General features: G+C 68.3%; 10 protein-coding genes. 5 read left to right on the top strand and 5 right to left on the bottom strand.

Annotated features, from left to right (window positions below):
• Window positions 1-351 precede the first annotated feature (351 nt).
• Window positions 352-1773, bottom strand: a complete 1422-nt coding sequence (locus LzC2_RS00675; RefSeq protein WP_171182645.1) for a polysaccharide biosynthesis/export family protein — start codon at window positions 1771-1773, stop codon at window positions 352-354.
• Window positions 1774-1964: 191 nt separating this feature from the next.
• Between LzC2_RS00675 and LzC2_RS00670 the strand changes: the two genes are divergently transcribed.
• From LzC2_RS00670 to LzC2_RS00655, 4 genes are all read left to right on the top strand, one after another.
• Window positions 1965-2693, top strand: coding sequence for a glycosyl transferase family 2 (locus LzC2_RS00670; RefSeq protein WP_171182642.1), 729 nt, complete (start codon window positions 1965-1967; stop codon window positions 2691-2693).
• 5 nt (window positions 2694-2698) lie between these two features.
• On the top strand, window positions 2699-3412 hold the full coding sequence (locus LzC2_RS00665; protein WP_206678509.1) for a TIGR04282 family arsenosugar biosynthesis glycosyltransferase: 714 nt from the start codon (window positions 2699-2701) through the stop codon (window positions 3410-3412).
• A 30-nt stretch (window positions 3413-3442) separates the two neighbouring features.
• The gene (locus tag LzC2_RS00660; RefSeq protein ID WP_171182638.1) at window positions 3443-5158 is read left to right on the top strand and encodes a DUF4153 domain-containing protein; all 1716 of its coding nucleotides are present in this window, start codon (window positions 3443-3445) and stop codon (window positions 5156-5158) included.
• A 103-nt stretch (window positions 5159-5261) separates the two neighbouring features.
• Entirely contained in the window at window positions 5262-7877 is a 2616-nt protein-coding gene (locus tag LzC2_RS00655; protein ID WP_171182636.1) for a hypothetical protein, read from the top strand.
• Between the two features lie 27 nt (window positions 7878-7904).
• Here the strand turns inward: LzC2_RS00655 and LzC2_RS00650 are convergent, their stop codons facing one another.
• The 4 genes from LzC2_RS00650 to LzC2_RS00635 form a co-directional block, all read right to left on the bottom strand.
• Window positions 7905-9356, bottom strand: a complete 1452-nt coding sequence (locus LzC2_RS00650; RefSeq protein WP_171182634.1) for a DUF1501 domain-containing protein — start codon at window positions 9354-9356, stop codon at window positions 7905-7907.
• Between the two features lie 19 nt (window positions 9357-9375).
• On the bottom strand, window positions 9376-12201 hold the full coding sequence (locus tag LzC2_RS00645; protein WP_171182632.1) for a DUF1553 domain-containing protein: 2826 nt from the start codon (window positions 12199-12201) through the stop codon (window positions 9376-9378).
• 234 nt (window positions 12202-12435) lie between these two features.
• Window positions 12436-13746: a DUF1552 domain-containing protein gene (locus LzC2_RS00640; protein ID WP_171182629.1), complete on the bottom strand. Its 1311-nt coding sequence runs from the start codon at window positions 13744-13746 to the stop codon at window positions 12436-12438.
• A gap of 119 nt (window positions 13747-13865) precedes the next feature.
• Window positions 13866-14933 (bottom strand): thiamine phosphate synthase, encoded by a 1068-nt coding sequence (locus LzC2_RS00635; protein WP_171182627.1) that lies wholly within the window; start codon window positions 14931-14933, stop codon window positions 13866-13868.
• Window positions 14934-15172: 239 nt separating this feature from the next.
• On the opposite strand from LzC2_RS00635, the gene LzC2_RS00630 reads away from it, so the two are divergent.
• A complete protein-coding gene (locus LzC2_RS00630; protein WP_171182625.1) occupies window positions 15173-17857 on the top strand; it encodes an ATP-dependent Clp protease ATP-binding subunit in 2685 nt (894 codons plus the stop codon).
• The last annotated feature ends 120 nt before the right edge of the window (window positions 17858-17977 follow it).

Below are 17977 nucleotides of genomic sequence, written 5' to 3'. Positions count from 1 at the left end.
GACTCGGGGCGTGCATGGCGGGGCGGTTGTGGGGCGAACCGACGAATCGAAGCCGGCCCGATCACGTCCTCGATGCCTCGCCGTCCTGGCGTTGCGGAGGGGGCCGACCGTGCAACCTAGCTCACGTCCGGACGCGATACGGCCGTGTGAGCGTTCCCCCCCGGGGAAAAGAATGGGGGCGTTGCGCAAACGCTACGGGTCGCAACGGTCCGCCGCCAGAGAGCGCCCCCTCCGGTCAGGCAAGCGAACCGACCCCGCCGCGCCAGGATCGCCACGACCCGGCGCCGACCGACTGCCGCGACCAGAGAATCCCTCCGATCGCTACGTCCGCAACAGCCTCCGCCGCCCGCGTCAGTTGCCGAAGGTCAGCGACGCGGCCACGCCCTGCACGATGCCCTCGATGAAGAATCGCTCGAACCCGGCCACGAGCGCCTCGCCCTTGCGGTACTGCAGGATCAGGTAGTCCTGCGGCCGGATGAGAATCCGCTGCCGGGGGTCGACGATGGCGTCCCGCAGGTCCACTTCGATCCGCAACCGGGTGCCGTCGGGACGTTCGCGGAGGATGATCAGGCTGCTGGCGCCGGCGGTGACGTCGCGGCTGAGCACGCTGTTGCCCGTCAGGGCCCGCGTCGTGCCGACGTTCTGCCGCTGCCCCTGGACCACCGCCAGGGCTTCCAACACGTCGATGTCGCTGTCCCGGGGCAGTCGGAAGCTGCCCGGCCCCAGCAGGCCGCCGGTGTAGAACACGTCCTTCGTGCGGCTGCCGACGTAGACGGCGTCGCCGTCCCGCAGGATGACGTCGGAGTGGCAGAACCCCGGGGCCTGACCGGGCAGCAGTTGCATCGGAATCTTGACGACTTGCGGCCCGTCCACCGTCGGCGGAGCGGCGATCATCGGCCGTCCCGCCGGTCCCGCGCTGTGCCCGCCGATGGCTCCGGCCGGCAGCCCGGGCGGCGTTCCGCCCATCAGACCGTCCGGGCGGCAGCCGTTCGGGCCGCAGCCGGTCAGCCGGAGGCCGCCGGCGCGGGCGACGGTGACGACGGTATCGCCCTCCAAATTCGGCGTGCCGCCGGTCGCGGCGAGGGCGTGCAGCACGTCGTTCTGATAAGCGGGCAATTCGACGATCTCTCCGGTCGGCGAATCGAAGCGTTCCCCACCCTGGCCTTGGGCGTCGTTATCCAACGCCCCGTCCGGTCCCATCTCGTTGCGGAAGACGACGACGGAAATCGTCCGTTCCTTCAACAGACTCAGCGTCACGACCGGATCCGGCTTGTCCTCGTCGATTTCGTACTGGGCGCGAATCAGATCGACCAGCCGACCGCGGGTTTCCTCGATCGTCATTCCGCGGACCAGCACCGGGCCGAGCAACGGAATGTGCAGCGCCCCGTCGCGGCCGACGCGGTGCGGGAAGCCCTGACCGGGGATGAGGTTCAGCGTCGTCTCCGCGACGACCGGCGGTGGACTTTCCAGTCCGCCGTCCCCGTACAGAGCCGGGGCGAACACCCCGACGATGTCGCCGGTGTCGAGCCGGTACACGGACGGCCGCGGCTGGCCCAGCAACGACGGGTCGATGGGCCGCTGGGGCGTGCGGACGGGCGTACGGAAGCTGTCCGCCAAGTTCTCCGCCGGAACCCCGCTGAGTGGATGCATCGCCGCGCAGCCTGAGGCTGCGCAGACCGCGGCCAGCAACGCGAGGCAGACCATTCCCTTGACGACCCGAACCGCCGGGCGGGCGGAACCACGGCCGACAGCGATTGCGGGGAGGGTCGTCATCACGGGTCCATCAAAGCGGGCGCGGGGCAGGACGCGGCGATGCAGCCGGCCCTGGCGTCATCTTCGGGCGAACCGGTCGAACCGCTTGAACCGGCCCCCTTCGCTCGCGAACGCCCTGGGCTGCCTCGGCCCCCGAACGGACGAGAGCGGCCTTGCGGGACACATCGGACGAGCGTTCGATGGCGCTTCCAATGCCGCCCTCCGCCCTTCGCCGCCCCCAGCTTGTTGACGCCGCATCGGCTGCGTGGGCGACCGACGTGAGCGTCTGCATCCCCGTCGGCCCCGGCGAGGGCGCTTGGCGGGCGCTGCTCGACGACCTCGGTCCCTTCGGAAACGCCGGCGGCAAAGCGATTCTCTGCGGGCCGGGGGATTCGCCGTCCGGTCTGGCGGAGTGGGCCGAGTGGATCCCGGCCGACCGCCCGAACCGAGCGTCGCAGATGAACGCCGTGGCTCGCACAGCCGACGGAGCGATGCTGTGGTTTCTGCACGCGGACAGCCGCCTCGACGCCGGGGCGATCCGATCCGCCGTGGAACGCGGGCAAAGACTTGGGCGAGCGGTGGGCTATCTGAAACTCGACTTCGCAGCCGACGGGCCGCCGCTGACGCGCCTCAACGGATGGGCGGCGAATCTTCGCAGTCGAATGCTCGGGATGCCCTTCGGCGATCAAGGGTTCTTCCTTTCGCGCGAGCTCTGGGAGGAGTTGGGCGGATTCGACGAGGCGGCGCCCTACGGAGAGGGCCATCTTTTCGCCTGGAAGGCCCGCCGGGCCGGAGCGTTTCTCATCGAACTGCCCGCGACGGTGACGACCAGCGCCCGCAAGTATCAGCGGCGCGGCTGGATCCGCACGACCGCAACGCACGTCTGGCTGACGGCACGACAGGCCGCTCCGCAGTGGTGGGCCTGGATGCGAGGGCGGTGAGCGCCATGAACGGGACCAAAACGAACCGGGCCGCCCTCGCCGTCTTCGCCAAGACGCCCGGTCGCACCCCCGCGAAGACGCGTTTGGCCGCGGACATCGGGACGACGCGGGCCGGGGCATTCTATCGAGGGAGCCTCGCCGCGACCGCGGCCATTGCCGAGGCCGCCGCCGCGCTCGGGCCGCTGGACGTGGTCTGGGCCGTCGCCGAACCGGAGGCTGCGAACGCCCCGATCTGGTCCGGGCGCCGCACGACGGGGCAGGGGACGGGCGGACTCGGCGAACGCCTGCACACGGTGTACTCCCGCCTGATCGTGGAGCGGCCGGCGGTCCTGTTGATCGGCTGCGATTCGCCCCATCACACCCCCGCCCACTTCGTGCGTCCCGCGGCGGCCTTGCTGGACGCATCACACCCCGCCGACTTTCGCCTCGGGCGCTGCGAAGACGGCGGATACTGGCTGCTGGGGGGGCGACGGCCGATCCCGCGCGCGGCGTTTCTCTCCGTGAACTACAGCGCTGCGACGACTGCCGCCGAAACGATCGCCGCGCTCGGCCCGCTCGGAACGACGGCGGAGGAGCCGGTCTCTTTCGACGTGGATACGGTCGACGATCTCCCCCGATTGCGGCGGGCGCTCGCCGAGTTGGCCGACCCGCTCGACGCCCAGCGCACGCTCCTCGCGTCGCTTTCGAGCGAGTCGCCGGGGGGCGTGTCGGAGCGTTAAACTCGGACCGCCCGTCCCTCAAGGATCGCGATGTCCTCGTCCGACGAACCCGCCGATCTCTTTGAGGAACCGCCGGACGCACACGCCCCGCGGGCGGGCGGTTCGACCGACGACTGGGTCGGAGACGATCCGACCGATCCTCCGCCGACGGTGCGGGAGCCAGTCGCGGCGCTGGCCGCGGTCGTGCTGTTCGATCTCCTGATCTACCGAACGGGCGGGTATGCGGCTGCGGGCCTGTTTTTGCTGGGGCTGATTCCGGTCGTGGCCTTTGGATCGCCCTTTCGTCAGTCGAATTGGCGCGGGTTTGCGGTCGTCGCCGGGCTGCTCGTGCTGACAGCCGGGCGGTTGGCGTGGCTCGGGTGGGGAGGAGCGGTCGCGGCGGGCATCGCCCTGTTGGTCGCGTTGGGGCTGGCTCGCGCGGGACGGAAGGTGTGGGTACTGGATCTGCCGATTCAGGCGCTCCAAGCGTTTCCCGCCGCTCCGGCGGCCGTCGTCGCTCTTCGGAACCTGTTGGGTCGGGATCACGCCGACGGCGCCGGGACTGGCTCCCACCGCGACTCCGGCGTTCGGGGAGCCGGTCGAACCTCGAATTCACTGAGCGTCCTGATGCCGATCGCCGCGGGAGCGGTGTTCGCGGGGCTGTTTCTCCTCGCCAATCCCGACTTGAAAGAGATGGTCGGCGAGTGGCTCGCCAGCGTCTCGGCCCGGTTCGGGGACGCGATCCGCTGGATCGTGCCCGGTCCCGTGCAAGTGTTCCTCTGGGTCGTCGTGGGCGGAGCGACGCTCGGATCGTTACGGCCGTTGGTGCGAGGCTCTCTGTTGGACCTGACGGCGGACCGGGAGGCCGCCGCGACGGCCCGCCGCCGGGCGTCTCGAGGCACGCCGTCCCATGCCTACTCCGCCGTGCGGAACACTCTGCTGGTCGTCGTGGGGGTCTTCGCGGTCTATCTGCCCTTCGAGTTCGCCACGCTGTGGCGGCGCAACTTCCCGGAGGACTTCTATTACGCCGGGTATGCTCATGAAGGTGCCGCTTGGCTGACGGCGGCGCTCGCCGCGGCGACGGCGCTGCTGTCGGCGATGTTCCGCGGCTCCCTGATCTCCGATCCGCGGGCCGGACGCCTGCGTACGCTGGCTTGGATCTGGAGCGGTTTGAACTTCCTGCTCGTCGCCGCCGTGCTGAACCGGCTGCTGAACTACGTCGACTTCAACGGCCTATCCCGGATGCGGATCGTCGGTTTCCTCGGGATCGCCGCCGTCGCGGTCGGATTCGCGATCGTCGTGGCCAAGATCGCGTGGGATCGCGGCTTCACCTGGCTGGTTCGTCGGCAGGCCCGGGCGGCGGCATTGGTTCTGCTGGCCGGGCTGCTCTTCCCCATCGACTGGATGGCCCACACCTACAATGCCTCCCGGGTGGCGAATGACGATCTGCCGCCCTTGGCGTTGATCGGCAACCACGCCATCGACCTCGGCGGATTACTGGCGCTGGAGCCGCTGCTGGAAAGCGACAACCCCGTCGTCGCCCGCGGCGTGGCCGCCCGGATGACGCTCGCGGCCCGTGCGCTCGACGCCCCCCGCGACGCCGACGCCCCCACGGCGGTTGCACGGTTGGGCCGTTATCAGCTCGCCCGCAGGCAGTTTGAAGCAATGCTCCAGCGAAACCGCGCTCGTATTGAGGCGCTGCTGAACGGCGACGCCCCGGCGACCGTCGCGGAAGAACTGGCGGTTTATGGAATGCGCTGGTGGTGATGTGGATGGCCGAACCGACAAGCGGAAGCCGCTCGTTCGAAGTCGCGGCGTCGGGAAGGCTCGGCTACCGTCTGGCGGCTAGAAATAAGCCGGAATTGAATCGATGATCGCCACGCCGTCCCGGACCGTTGTCGCATCCCTCATTGCGCTGGTCGCCGCGGGGTGCGGCGGGGACCCCGAGCAGGGGGAGCCTTCGGTCATCGAAGCGAACATCGCGGAAGCGGCGGCCGCGGAGGCGACCGCAGAGAAAAGTCGCCCAAGGAAGCCGATCAAGCGGGTGCTCTACGCCGGACCGACGCTGGGCGTCATCCACCATCGGTGGCGGGATGAATTGGCTCAAACGGAGGAGCGATTCGCTCGCTGGGCGACGGCCGAACGCGGGGAGCAGGTCGATCCGCCGGCGTTGCCGCCCTTAGAGCCCGTCCCAGGGCAGCAATTTCCCGCTCTGCTTCCCCCGCCGGGGGATCTGCTCACCGACGAGCAGTTCGAACAGGATTTTCAGCGCTTCTGGGCGGACCAGGTCGCCGTCTGGACGGCGGAGCATCCCCTGACCGAGGACGAAGCGCTGCTGTTAGACGAGGTGGGCAAGCTCGGGCTTGAGGGAGCCGAAGAGCGAAACGCCGCCATCGCTGCCGCGGCGGATCGCATCCGTGAGACGGGAACCGACGATCCGCTGGTTCAGGCCCATCTCGCGTGGGAATCGACGAGGGGGATCGCCGTGGAGTCCGTGACCAAGGAGGTGGCGAAGGAGTTCGCGGACGTCGTCGAGGCCCTGTTCGCCGCGGAGGCGCCGCCCTGGTTCCTGCATCGGGTCGCTTATTGGCGCTTGAGAGTCGTCCAACCGGCCGGTTTGGAGGATGAGGGCCACGCACTTGAGTCGGCGGGGGATGGGTTGGAGGCGTTCGCCGCCTCGCTGACGCCTGACTCCGAGGTCTTGGCCCAGCACCCGCTCGCCCCGCATTTTCTGCTGAATGCCGCTCGGGACGTCGCAGGCTTGTACCCCGATGACCCCGAAGGGCAGCCGGTGAACAGAGCGGCCGATCACATGAGCGTCTCGGTCGGTGGCCTGTACACGCTGAACGCCCTCTCCAGCGGAGCCGAAGCCGGCGGCGACCCCTATGCGTTCCACTGCTTCGCCGGCGAAACGTTCTTGGAGACCGCTTGGGACGCGCGCGGGGACGGGATGGCCAATCAGGTCGTCGCCGGCGCTTGGGACGTGTTTGGTCAACGCATCGCCATGGCCGCCCAGCACCTGCACGCCGCGTTCCTGCACCGGCCGGACCTGTCGCCGGCGTCGACAAAGCTAATCAGCGTGGCGATGGCGGGCGGGGGGCGACTGAGCCCGATCGCGTGGTTCCGCTGGGCCGTGGCGGCCAAAATCGACCATTGGGACGCATATATGGCGATCGCCAACGCGATGCATCCGAAGTGGGGCGGTTCGTTCGACATTCTGGTGTCGATCTCCGCGGAGACGCTGCGGGAAGACCTCGAGGACACGGTCGTTCCCAACGCCGGCTGGGAGATCGCACGTCAGATCGCTGACAGCGGGGACGACTTCGCAGCCCCCGCGGACGGTCCATGGCGGACCCTGTTGGAGGATCAAACGGGCCGGTTCCTCGAACTCGCCGCGACCGTCGAACCGGGCTTTCGACTGCATCACTTCCAATCGAACCGTGCCAGAGCCCTCTTCGAAGAGATGGCGGACCTCGGCATGTCCAAGGAGCGAACAGCGATGCTCCGCGTCTGGCCGGACGACGGAACCGACCTGCGGAGATTCCTCGACGGCTACCGGCGGTCCTGGGTGCTCGGGCCGCTGCTCGCCGCGGACGGCTCGGCGGCCGAGTCCGCGAACCGGTTGGCCGCGGCCTTCGAAGAAGAGGCCGATCCCATCGACTCCGCCGATCTGCCGGCCCTGTTCGAAGACGTTCAGTCCGTGTTGGAATCTGTGAACGGAGACGACGGCGACGCTGAGACGATCCGCGAATGGGCGGGGGAGGTCCGACTGCTGCTCGCCTGGCGGCAGGCGTACGATGAGGACAGGAGCTTCAGTCTGCCGATCGACGAGGATCTCTCGGGGTTCCGCTGCCCGGCGGAGTACGTGACGGTCGAGGAGGGCGAGACGGGCGGGATCGCGACGCTGAGCGGATCGGGTCGCAACACGCCTTATCTCAGTCCGCTGGTCGCATTCCCGCGGCCGATCGTCATCTACGTTTCAATCTCGCCGGAGCGCGACGAATCGACCCCCACGCGAAGCGTCGGCATCGGGGTCGGGCGGGGGATTTGGCCTGCAAATCCCGGCGAACTCGACTCCTCGGACGGCGGGCTTTGGGGCATCGCAAGAGATCCCCAGACCGACAGCGGCTGGCTGGCTTGGCAACCGCTGCCGCACCAGGACCCCTCTGCACGAGTCTTTGGAACGTCGGGCGAAGCGCCGTTCTATCCGCTTCAAACGATGGTCCGCCCGGATGACGTCGTCTGTTGCCTCAACCATCGATACATGGTTCGAACTCAGCGCCGCGGCCCGTCCGAGATCGGCCGGTTCAAACTGGGCTCCGTGTCGTACGCTCAAGAACCCCAACGATTCCGCATCCAGAAAATCTACGTCGAGGGACGATCGGACTTCACCCTGCCCTCATCGTTCACAGAGGTTCCCGAGCCGCTCCAAAGCGAACCTGAGCCGGATGAGGCCTCTCCCGACGAGCAAGAATCGACCGGCTGAGCGCGCCCGCCGTCCTCAGCGACGCGGTCAGGCGATGACTTCGTTCACCACGCGCCCCGCGACGTCGGTCAGGCGGAAATCTCGGCCGGCATGGCGGTAGGTCAGACGTTCGTGATTCAGGCCGAGGAGGTGCAGCATCGTGGCGTGCAGGTCGTGCATGTGCGTGCGGCCCTCGACGGCGTAGGCGCCGTATTCGTCGGTGGCGCCGTGGCTGTGACCGCCCTTGGCCCCGCCGCCGGCCATCCACATCGTGAAGCCGCTCGGGTTGTGGTCGCGGCCGTCCTTCCCCTGAGCCGTCGCCGTGCGGCCGAACTCGCCGCCCCACACCACGAGCGTGTCCTCCAAGAGTCCACGACGTTTGAGATCCGTCAGCAGGCCGGCGATCGGGCGATCCACCTTGCCGGCGTTCGCCTCGTGTCCCTTCTTCAACCCCCCGTGCTGGTCCCAGTCGTATCCGGTGGAAACCTGCACGTAGCGCACGCCGGCCTCGCAGAGCCGACGAGCCAGTAAGCACTCCCGGCCGAAGCCGTCCGTCGGCTTCTCGCCCACGCCGTAAAGTGCGTGCGTCTCCTTGGTCTCTTGGGAGAGGTCGAGGACGTCCGGGGCGACGCCTGCCATGCGATGGGCCAATTCAAACCCGCGCACGGCGCCTTCCACAGCGGCGTCCGGCTGGCCGGCGGCCTCGGCGATGCAGTCGGAATAGTCGGCGTTCAGGTCGGCGAGCAGACCTAGCTGCGCGGCCCGGCGATCTTCGGAGAGCGCCTCCGGCCGGGCGAGATGCTTGACCGTGCCCGCTCCCAGCCGTCCGCCGCGACCGATCGCCGTGGCTTGGTGCTCCGCGGGAAGGAACGCCGGCCCGTAGTTGCGCGGCCCGCCGTGCCCGCCGGGCGGGGCGAGGGAGATGAACGACGGCAGGTCGCGATTCTCCGTCCCCAGGCCGTAGCTCACCCAGGCGCCGACGCTGGGGCGGGGGAGGTTATCGCTGCCGGTGTGCAGCATGCAGACGGCTTGCCCGTGGCTCTGCCCGCGGCTGTGCATTCCGTGCAGAAAGGCGATGTCGTCGACGTGTTCGGCCACGTGCGGGAAGAGGTCGCTGACCGCCTTTCCGCACTGTCCGTAGCGTTTGAACTTCCACGGGCTGGCCAGCAGCTTGGAACTGGCGTCGTTGAACTTCAGCGCCCCCGGCCGATCGGGCAGCGACTTGCCGTCGTCGCGGGTGAGCAGCGGCTTCTGCTCAAACGTGTCCATTTGCGCGGGACCGCCGTGCATGAACAGGAAGATTACCCGCTTCGCCCGCGCGGCGTGATGGGTCAGCGATCCCGGCGTGACCGGACCGGCGGCGGCCTCCGCGGCGGTCAGATCGGCGCACATTCCTCCTAACGCCAGCGATCCGAAGCCCGCCCCCAATGTCTGCAACGCGGCCCGCCGGGTCGTGGCCGGGGCGAAGTCGTGGCAGGCATAGGGGTCGCGGACGGGCATCGTTTCCTCCGGGAGGGAATTAATCGAGGAAGCGGAATTCGGCGGAGCAGAACAGCACGTGCGCGAAGTCCGCCCAAGCCACAGCCTCGCCGTCGCGGGCCGCGGCGGCATCGAGGTAATCGACGGCTCGTCGGATCTCGGCCTCACTGGGATCGCGGCTGAACGTCGCCCGATACAACTCCGACACCCGTTCCCCGACCTCGCCGGGCCGGGTGCGAAAACGATCGGCAGCCGCCTCGGCGCGAGCGCGCACCTGCGGGGCATTCAAGAGGAACAGACTCTGAGCCGGCCCGTTGGTCGCGGGTCGTACCCCGATGACCGACTCGGGATCGGCGAAGTCGAACACCGCCAAGGCGTCCGGCAGTTCGTTGCGAATCAGCGGCAGGTAGACGCTGCGCACGGCGAGAGCGTTCACCTCGACCGGCCCCGTCGGCTTTCCGCTAGCCGTGTCGACCGCCAGGCGACCAAACCCAGAGACCGGCGAGCGGCCCGGCGGCGCCTCTTCCAACTGGCCCGCGAGCCACAGCGTCGTATCCCGGAGCGCTTCCGCGGTGAGGCGACGGCGATTGGCCCGGGCGAAAAGTTCGTTCTCCGGGTCGTTCTCGAGGGCGTCCGGGTGGACGGACGAAAGCCGATAGGCGCGGCTGGTCACGAGCCTCCGCACGAGCGGTTTGATCCGCCAACCGTCCGCCACGAATTCCGCGGCAAGGCGATCCAGCAGTTTCGGATGCGTCGGAGGAGCGCCCAGGACGCCGAAGTTATCCGCCGTCGACACGATGCCCCGACCGAACAGGTGTCCCCACACGCGATTCACGAAGACCCGCCCCGTCAGCGGGTGATCCGGCCGCGTGACCCACTCCGCCAGTTCGAGCCGCCCGCTGCCCTCCGGGATCTCCTCCGAGCCGCCGCCGCAGACCGAGAGGAAGCCCCGGGGGACCGTTTCCCCCTCCTGCCGAGCCTCGCCGCGGATGCGGATGGCGGTGTCGGCGATCTCGTCCCGCGGGCGATCCGTCACGGCGAAGGCGTTGGGCGCCGGCGGCGGGGCGTTGTCTTTCAGAGCCTTCAGCGTCGCTTCCGTCTCGGCGACGAGAGCCTTCGCAGCGGCGTGCGCGGCCGGGTCGACGCTTTCGTCGGCGAGGGGGGCGAACACCACCGCGTCCGCCAGCACATGGCCCTCGGTGCCGTCGTTCCGCACAATCACGGAGACGACCTCGCCCGCCGACATCGCCTCGTATTCGCCCACCACGGCCGCTCGGCCGAACAGCGGACCGGGTTTGGTTTGATCGAGGATCATCTCCGTTTCGCCGTCCGGCGTGCGGAGCTTCACGGGCACGTTCGACGCCCGTCCGCCGCTGCCGGCGTAGAGCAGGCGGGCTTCCCACCGCCCCGCCGCGGGCAACGTCGCGGTGAAGGTCAAAGACTTCTCGCCCTTGCCCGACTTGTCGTCGTGGAGATACCCCTTGCCGTAGAACGGCTTGGAATAGGTGCTCGCCTTCCAATCGCCCACAGCCTTCGCATCCGCGTCATCCACGGCGATCGCCCCCTCAGGGACCAGACCCGCCGCATCAACCGCGGCTTTGGCGTCCTTCACCGCGGCTTCGGCCTTGGCGACGGCGGCCTTATGGGCCTTGCGGGCCGCCGTGACCGCGGGATCTTCGGGCAGGGGGACGCGGACGAAGTCGGAGACGTACTTCTGCATCTCCCCGTCCAACGTCTTCGTCGACGCGAAAATGCCCGCGAGGGCGTAGTAATCGCGGGTCGGGATCGGGTCGAACTTGTGGTCGTGACAGCGGGCGCACCCGAGCGTGAGCCCCATCGCGGCCCGGCCGACGGTGTCGATCTGATCGTCGGCGACGTCCATCGTCAGCTTCACCTTGTCCCGCTCCGACAGCATCTTCGTGCCGAGCGCGAGGAACCCGGTCGCGATCGTCTGCCGGGCGCGGTCGGCGTCGGTGTCCGCCGGCAGCAGGTCGCCGGCGATCTGTTCCGTCAGGAATCGATCGAAGGGCAGGTCGTCGTTAAACGCCTCGATCACGTAATCTCGGTATCGCCAAGCGTCCGGCCAGGTGGCGTTGAAGTCGCTGCCGTTGCTGTCGGCGTAGCGGGCAACGTCCAGCCAGTGCCGCCCCCACGTCTGCCCAAACCGCGGCGAGGCCAGCAACCGATCGACCGCCGCCGCCCAGCGGGCCTCACTCGGATCGGCTTGAAACTCGGCGAGCGCGTCGGCGTCCGGCGGCAGTCCGCTGAGGTCGAAGTGCAGGCGACGGAACGCCGTGGCCGCGGGGGCGTCGGCGGCAGGCGTGAGCCCCGCGTCTTCCAAGCGGGCCAAAATGAACCGATCCGCGGGGGTCCGCGGCCATGCCTCGTCACGAACCGCGGGGATGGGTTCGGCCGTCGGCGTGCGGTAAGTCCACTCATCAATTTCGACGTTCGCCGCGGCGGGGGCATCCGGCGCCTCCAGCGTGCCGCCGCGGGGATCGACGGCGCCGCGTTCGATCCACTTCGCGAAATCCGCGACCACATGATCCGGCAGCTTTCCCTCCGGCGGCATCTCATAGGTTTCGTACCGCAGCGCCTCCATCAACACGCTGCCGTCGACGTCGCCGGGCGTGAGCGCCGGGCCGCTGTCCCCGCCGATCTCCCAGCCCGCTCTAAGATCCAACCGCAGATTGCCGTCCGGCGGATCGGCCTCCGCTCCGTGACATTCGAGGCAATGCTCGACCAGCGCCGGCCGGATCTTCGTCTCGAAGAACGCCACGTCCGCAGGGTCCGCGGCCTCGGCGACGCCCAGACCCCACCCGACCATTCCAGCCGTCAGTCCCAACACGAGCGAGCGGCGGGACATACGCGAACCCTGTCGGCGAGGCAGGAACGGAGCGATGCATAACGCATCGGCGGGGACTGAAGTGTAACACAGCCCCGGCGGCCTGTGGAGTCGTCGCGCGAATCCGCCACGGGGCGAACACTGAGACCCGCCCCCGGCGCCCCCTGTCCGCGAGCGACAGCCGGACCGATCCCGCACGATCCGGCGAAGGAACCGAGCGGCGATTTCGACAGGGGTTCCGTCGCCCCCGATCGACTACAGGTTCGCGGCGACGGCGGTGCTGTCGCCGAAGGCGTCTCGTTCAACGCCCGCGGTGTGCAGCATGCGGAGCAGCACGTTGCACAGCGGGGTGTCTTTGTCGAACCGCACCCGGCGACCCGGGCGGTAGGCCCCGTTGCCGCCGCCGGCGAGCAGGATCGGCAGGTCGTGCTCCTGGTGTGCGTTGCCGTCCTTGATCGTGCAGCCGAACAGGATCTGCGAGTGATCCAACAGGGTGCCGTCGGCTTCCTTCAACCCCTGCATCTTTTCCAGCAGATAGGCGAGTTGCACCGTGTGCCAGTGGTTGACGGTCACGTAGACCTTAATCTTCTTCTCTTCGTTGGAATGGTGCGACAGCGAGTGGTACGAGCCGCTGACCCCGTCCAAGAATGAGAAGTTCCGACCGGTCTGGGCGTTGCCGAACATGTAGGTGGCGACGCGGGTGGTGTCCGTCCAGAACGCGAGGACCAGCACGTCCAGCATCAACCGGGTGTGCTCCATGAAGTTCTCCGGGATGCCGGGGCCGGGGCGGGGCACGTCGAAGCGGCCCTCGTTGATCCATCGTTTCTGGGGCTTCAAGGCGTTCTCGATGCGAGTCTCCACGCTCCGCACGCTGGTGAGGTACTCGTCCAGCTTCGCTCGATCCTCCACGCCGACCTGCCGACGCAGATCCTTGGCGTCTTCGAGCACGAGGTCGAGGACGGAGGTGTCGTCCGCGGCGAGGCTGTCCGTAACGGCCTTCTGCTTCGTCGTGAATCCGCTGACGGGCGCCGCCGCCGGTCCGGTGCGGAACAACCGATCGAACGCCAGCCGCGGAACGATCTCCTTGGGCACCGGCGTGTGACGGTCGCGCCAGGCGATGTGGGAGCCGTAGATCCGGGTGAATCCGCCGCCGACGTTGTCGACGCCGCTGTAGGCCTCGTCGACGCCCAACTCCAAGCTGGGCAGGGGGGTGCGATCGCCGATCGCTTGGGCGAGCGCCTGGTCGGCGGTCTGCCCGCCGATATCGAGGTCGCGGCCGCTGGTCCGCACGACGTAGCCGCCGGACAGATAGCCCGGGATCTTCGGCCAGTGCCCGTTGCGACCGACGGACTGCTCGTTCCAGAGGTTCTCCAGCACGGAGAACTGGTCCTTCACCCCGGCCAACGGCTTGAGCAACGGGGAAAGGTCGTACGTCTCGCCGTCGCCCTTCGGCGTCCACTGATCCGGCCGCATTCCGTTCGGTTTGAACAGAAACGCCGAACGCAGCGGCGGGGCGGCGAGCCGACCGCCGGTCGGCTCCCGATACCCGCCCAGCGCCGGGTTCATCGCCCCCACGTCGAGGTCGTCATGGTCGCTCCGCTCCCGCGTCGCACGATGCTCAAGGGCGTGGGCGCCGCGCTCGCGCTGCCGTGGCTGGGGGCGATGAACCCGGCGCTGGGCGGGGACTACAGTGTAGCAGACGGATGGGGATCGTCGGATGCGTTCGGCAAAGAGGCAAGCAGATCCGCCGCCGCTCGTCCCGGATCGTCCGCTCCGCAGATCGCCCCGCACACCGCGACGCGGGTCGCCCCCGCGGCGACCGCGGTCTCGATCGTCGCCCGGTCGATCCCTCCGATCGCGTACCACGGCACGGCGACGTGCTCGGCGGCCCAACGCAGATAATCGCTACCGGGGAAGGCCTCGAACGACTTCGTCGCCGACGGGAAACAGGGGCCGACGCCGAGGTGATCCGCCCCCGCCGCCAAGGCGGCTGTCGCGTCCTCCGGGCGGTGGGTGGAGGCCCCGATCAGCGCCCGCTCGCCCAGCATCGCCCGCACCGGTTCGATCGGCAGGTCTTCGTCGCCGAGGTGCACGCCGTCGGCTCCGCACAGCCGGGCGAGGTCCGGCCGGTCGTTGACGATCAGCGGCACGCCCGCCGCCGCCGTGATCGCGCGCACGTCCCGCAGATGGGCGAGAAGCTCGCGATCCGACAGATTCTTTTCCCGCACCTGCACCGGCCCGACGCCCGCCTCGCAAACGGCTTTCAGCACCTCCCGCCACGGCCGGACGCACGCCGACCGGGTGAGCAGGAGATACAGCCGCCACGGTCCCAGCGACGGCCGGGCGAGGGTTCCCGCGAGCCGCTTTTCGAGCGTGTAGACGCGGTACCGTAACGCCTCGAACGCGGCGGCTCGCTCGGGATCGTCCAGCTTCGACCACTCCTCCAGGCTCCGCAGCGCCTCCTGCACGCGGGCCGCGTTCGCCGCAATCACCGCGGCGGCGTCGCTCCGCGAGCGCTCCGTCGGTTCGCTGAGCGTCGTGCCCACGTCGCCCGCGGTCTCCCGGGCATCGCAGCGGGCGAGCCGGTCGATCGGCAGCACGGACGCCAACCCGTGCCGGATCGACTTCAGCTCCGCGGTCAGCCCGCCGTCGTTCAGCACGAATCGGGCGTGATCTTCAAGCACGCGCAACCCTTCCCGCGCCCGATTCTCAGCGGCGTCGAGCAGGCGGAGAGTTGCAGGGTCTGAGGGCATGCGGCAGAGCGGGAAACGGAGAGCCGTGACGATCGCGGCGGTTGTGAGGGCGGGCCGGTCATTCTAGAGTCAGCAGCCCCTCCTGCCGCCCTCGCGGCCGTCGATCGAGTTTCCGCCGGTCGACGTCGCGCCCGTCGCCTACAATCCGCGGTCCGCCCGTTCGTTCGCCCCCCACCGGCGAACGCTCACCGGTTCGGACGTATCGCACGAACGACACAAAGACAGCCCCGCCGACCCCTATGTACGAACGCTTCACGGACCGCGCCCGCAAGGTGATGCAGCTGGCCAATCAGGAGGCCCAGCGGTTCAATCACGAGTACATCGGCACCGAGCACATTCTCCTCGGTCTCGTCAAGGAGGGGTCCGGCGTCGCCGCGAACGTCCTCAAAAACCTGGACGTCGATCTCCGCGGCATCCGCCTCGAGGTTGAAAAGATCGTCCAGTCCGGCCCGGACATGGTCACGATGGGCAAGCTCCCGCAGACCCCGCGGGCCAAAAAGGTGATCGAGTACGCGATGGAGGAGGCCCGCAACCTCAACCACAACTACGTCGGCACCGAACACCTGCTGTTGGGCCTGCTGCGCGAACAGGAAGGCGTCGCGGCTCAGGTGCTGATGAACCTCGGCCTGAAGCTCGAAGACGTCCGCGAGGAGGTGCTCAACCTGCTCGGCCACGGCCTCGAGGGGGGCGAGGACGATGAGGAGGCCGGCGGCGGTCGCGGGGGTCGTTCCGCCGGCGGTTCCTCCAAGGGCGAACGCGGCAAGCGAAGCGGAAAGAGCAAAACGCCGGCCCTCGACAGCTTCGGCCGCGACCTCACCGAACTGGCCAAGAACGGCAAGCTCGATCCGGTCATCGGCCGGTCCGGCGAAATCGAACGCATCACCCAGGTGCTCTGCCGTCGTCAGAAGAACAACCCGGTGCTGCTGGGCGAGGCGGGCGTCGGCAAGACGGCCATCGTCGAGGGCTTCGCCCAGATGGTCGTGGACGGCAACGTCCCGGACCTGCTCCGCGAGCGGCGGATCGTCGTGCTCGACCTCGCCATGATGGTCGCCGGCACGAAGTACCGCGGTCAGTTTGAAGAGCGAATCAAGGCGGTGATGAACGAGGTCCGCCGGGCCAAGAACGTCATCCTGTTCATCGACGAACTGCACACGCTGGTCGGCGCCGGCGGGGCCGAAGGGGCCATCGACGCCAGCAACGTGCTCAAGCCGGCGCTCTCCCGCGGCGAGTTGCAGTGCATCGGCGCCACCACGCTGGATGAGTATCGCAAGTACATCGAGAAGGACTCGGCCCTTGAACGCCGGTTCCAGAAGGTGAACGTCGAGCCGCCCAGCCCGGAGCAGGCCGTCGAGATCCTCAAGGGACTCCGCGAACGCTACGAACAGCACCACCGCGTCGAAATCACCGACGCGGCGCTGGAAGCCGCCGTCGAGTTCAGCACCCGCTACATCAGCGAGCGCGCGTTGCCGGATAAGGCGATCGACGTCATCGACGAAGCCGGCGCCCGGATTCGACTCAAGAGCATGGTCCGCCCCCCGGACCTGAAGGATCTCGACGTGGAGATCGAGCGGCTCAACGCCGCGAAGGAGGAGGCCGTCGCCAATCAGGACTTCGAAAAGGCCGCCGCCCTCCGCGATCAGGCGGATCAGGTGAAGCAGAAGAAGGAGACCGCCACCGAGGAGTGGAAGGAGCAGTCCCAGCAGACCGACGGCACCGTCGACGAGGACGTCATTGCCGAGGTCGTCGCCAAGATGACCGGCATTCCGCTGACCCGTCTGTCCAGCGAGGACGCCGTGCGTCTGCTGGCGATGGAAGACGAGCTGCACGAGACCGTCGTCTCTCAGAAGGAGGCGGTGAAGCAGGTCTCCAAAGCGATCCGTCGTTCCCGCAGCGGCCTGAAGGATCCGAAGCGGCCGACCGGCATCTTCCTGTTCGCCGGTCCCACCGGCGTCGGCAAGACGTTGCTGGCCAAGACGCTCGCGGAGTTCCTCTTCGGCGAGGACGACGCGCTGATCCAGATCGACATGTCCGAGTACATGGAGAAACACAACGTCTCCCGCCTCATCGGCGCCCCCCCGGGGTACGTCGGCTATGAGGAAGGCGGCCAGCTCACGGAGAAGATCCGCCGTCGTCCCTACGCGGTCGTGCTGCTGGACGAGATCGAGAAGGCCCACCCGGATGTGTTCAACATGCTTCTCCAGATCATGGAGGAGGGGCACCTCACGGACAGTTTCGGCCGGAAGATCGACTTCAAGAACGTGGTCCTCATCATGACCACGAACGTCGGCGCCAAATCGATCGCCAGCGGGGCCGGCTTCGGCTTCACCAAGCAGGGCGACGAAGATGCCTCCTACGACAAGATGAAGGAGCGCCTGCTGCATGACGTCGAAGCTGCCTTCAAGCCGGAGTTCATCGGCCGCTTGGACGACGTGATCGTCTTCCGCGAATTGAACCGTGAGAACCTGAAACACATCGTGGACATCGAATTGTCTAAGGTGCGCGAGCGTCTCGGCGAACGCGGCCTCGCCCTGGAGATGACCGACGCCGCCCGCGAGTTCGTGATCGACAAGGGGTCCAACACGGAGTACGGCGCCCGCCCGCTGCGTCGCAGCGTCGAGCAGTACATCGAAGACCCGCTGAGCGAAGAACTGCTCCGCGGCGCCTTCGAGGGCCACAACTCGATCCTCGTCGATGCCGTGCCGATGGAGGGCGAAGACGCCGACGCGAAGGACGCCAAGCAGCGGCTCGACTTCACCGGTCGCAACGTCGCCAAGCCGGACCTCCCCAAGAAGAAGGGAGACAAGGCGAAGTCCGACGAAGCCGCCAAGGACGGGGCCGACCCCGAACTGGTCGGGGCCGCGGTGAGCGAGGGCGACGGGGAGCCGGACGACTTCAACGCCGCCGAGAGCGACTCGGACAAGTAGCTTCCTCTCCGCTTCGGTGCCCAATACCGCCCGGTACGCTCTTGCGTGCCGGGCGGATTTGTTGCGCTGTCGGCAAAGCGCCGGCGGTCACGCCAATCGATGTTCGTGCGACGAACGTCT

Source organism: Alienimonas chondri, assembly GCF_013036045.1.
GTDB lineage: Bacteria > Planctomycetota > Planctomycetia > Planctomycetales > Planctomycetaceae > Alienimonas > Alienimonas chondri.
Note: the sequence above shows the minus strand (reverse complement) of the source record. Positions and strands in the feature narration are given on the sequence as shown.

Coding starts and splice junctions, on each gene's coding strand:
- LzC2_RS00650 (WP_171182634.1), bottom strand. CDS start 9,356: ATGCCCGTCCGCGACCCCTATGCCTGCCACGACTTCGCCCCGGCCACG.
- LzC2_RS00665 (WP_206678509.1), top strand. CDS start 2,699: ATGAACGGGACCAAAACGAACCGGGCCGCCCTCGCCGTCTTCGCCAAG.
- LzC2_RS00670 (WP_171182642.1), top strand. CDS start 1,965: ATGCCGCCCTCCGCCCTTCGCCGCCCCCAGCTTGTTGACGCCGCATCG.
- LzC2_RS00640 (WP_171182629.1), bottom strand. CDS start 13,746: ATGAACCCGGCGCTGGGCGGGTATCGGGAGCCGACCGGCGGTCGGCTC.
- LzC2_RS00655 (WP_171182636.1), top strand. CDS start 5,262: ATGATCGCCACGCCGTCCCGGACCGTTGTCGCATCCCTCATTGCGCTG.
- LzC2_RS00660 (WP_171182638.1), top strand. CDS start 3,443: ATGTCCTCGTCCGACGAACCCGCCGATCTCTTTGAGGAACCGCCGGAC.
- LzC2_RS00645 (WP_171182632.1), bottom strand. CDS start 12,201: ATGTCCCGCCGCTCGCTCGTGTTGGGACTGACGGCTGGAATGGTCGGG.
- LzC2_RS00635 (WP_171182627.1), bottom strand. CDS start 14,933: ATGCCCTCAGACCCTGCAACTCTCCGCCTGCTCGACGCCGCTGAGAAT.
- LzC2_RS00630 (WP_171182625.1), top strand. CDS start 15,173: ATGTACGAACGCTTCACGGACCGCGCCCGCAAGGTGATGCAGCTGGCC.
- LzC2_RS00675 (WP_171182645.1), bottom strand. CDS start 1,773: ATGACGACCCTCCCCGCAATCGCTGTCGGCCGTGGTTCCGCCCGCCCG.